General features: G+C 69.7%; 3 protein-coding genes. All 3 read right to left on the reverse strand.

The genetic code is table 11. The features are described from left to right. A partial coding sequence (locus RIF89_RS14825; RefSeq protein ID WP_309069838.1) for a tyrosine-protein phosphatase occupies positions 1-416 on the reverse strand: 416 nt, incomplete at its 3' end. Continuing rightward, complete coding sequence (phnE, locus tag RIF89_RS14830) at positions 413-1,261, reverse strand: phosphonate ABC transporter, permease protein PhnE (protein WP_309069839.1); 849 nt, start codon at positions 1,259-1,261, stop codon at positions 413-415. The genes RIF89_RS14825 and phnE, both read right to left, overlap by 4 nt. After that, a partial coding sequence (locus tag RIF89_RS14835; RefSeq protein ID WP_309069840.1) for an ATP-binding cassette domain-containing protein occupies positions 1,242-1,641 on the reverse strand: 400 nt, incomplete at its 5' end. The genes phnE and RIF89_RS14835, both read right to left, overlap by 20 nt.

Consider the following 1,641-nt stretch of genomic DNA (forward strand, 5'->3'; position numbering starts at 1 on the left):
ATGAGCGGCGCGGCGCCCTCGAACATGCCCACGTACATCGGCACGTAGGTGCGCCGGTAGTCCGGCCCGCCGAGGTCGCCCACCCGCGTGATGTCGCCGAGCAGCGACACGTGGTGATAGGTGACCGCGTGATCCGCGAGCGGGCCGCGTCCGGTGATCCGCGTCTCGAAGTTCGAGCGCAGGTCGATCACGCTCGTGAGGCCGGCGTCGACCAGCTCGACCGCGACCTCATCGGTCACGTACGAGAGGTCGTCGGCACGGATCGCGAAGCCCGGTCGCACGGTGCCGCCCGCGACCGGCGTGCCGCCCAGGTCCCGCAGGTTGACCGGAGCGCTGCGCTCCAGCGCCACGGCGTCGATCCCCCCGGCGTCGAGCGGGGCGGTGTCGATCGGAGCGGGGTTGCCTGTGAGGGTCACGTGATCTTCCTTCGGATGAGTGCGCTCGCCTGGTCGATGACGGTGACGAGCACGATGATGCAGATGACGATGGCGCTGAGGTGTCCGTAGTCGTACATGCGCATGGCGGTGGTGAGCTCGAGCCCGATCCCGCCCGCGCCGACCATGCCGAGGATCGTCGCGCCGCGCACGTTCCCCTCGAACAGCAGCAGCGTGTAGGAGACGAGCAGCGGAGCCGCCTGGGGCAGCACACCGTACTGCACGACCTGCCGGCGCGACGCCCCCACGGCCTGCATGGCGACGATCGGACCGCGGTCGACCGCCTCCATGGCTTCGGCGAACACCTTCCCGATCGACCCCACCGACCCGAGGGTCATGGCGAGGATTCCCGCGAACGGGCCGAGGCCGACGGCCGACACGAACATCAGCGCGAAGACAAGTTCGGGCAGCGAGCGGATGATGTTCATCAGCCAACGGCAGGGGTAGTACAGCCAGACCGGAGCGATGTTCGACGCGGCCCCGAACGCCATCACGAGGGACAGGACCGTGCCGAGCACCGTGCCGACGATCGCCATCTGGAGCGTCTCGATCAGCAGTTCGACGATGATCCCGAACTTGTCCCACGTCGGCGGGAACAGCCGTGCCAGGAACTCGCCCATGTTGAGGGTGCCGTCGCCGAGCTTCACGAAGTCGAACTCGGCGCCGGCGAACGACCACGCGAGCACGAGCACGACGAGCGGGATGGTCATCAGCGTGCGGGCACGGGGCATCACGACCGACCGCTCGAGACGCGCGCGATCGCGCGGGTCGAGCGCCGGCTGCGCGGGCTTCGGGGCGCGGGTGCGATCAGGCGACGTCGTCGACATCGTGGTCCTCCTCGTCGTGGTCGTAGATCGGCGCCAGGGCGGCGGCATCCAGCTCGGACGTGCGGCCCGAAACGACGATGCGGCCGTGCTGGAGACCGACGATCCGGTCGGAGTGGGCGAGCGCGAGCGGAAGCACGTGCAGGCTCACGAGCACCGGGATGCCGTCCTCGCGGGCGATCCGCTGCAGCAGCTCGAGCACGGTGTGCGACAGCTTCGGGTCGAGCGAGGCGACGGGCTCGTCGGCGAGGATCAACTTCGGCTGCTGCATCAGCGCGCGCGCGATCGCCACACGCTGCTGCTGGCCTCCCGACAGCGAGCGCGCCTCGTCCTTCGCCTTGTGGGCTATGCCGACCCTGTCGAGCAGCTCGAGCGCGCGCGTG

Origin of the sequence: Microbacterium sp. (assembly GCF_031178525.1) — a bacterium.
In the GTDB taxonomy this organism is placed as follows: Bacteria; Actinomycetota; Actinomycetes; order Actinomycetales; family Microbacteriaceae; genus Microbacterium.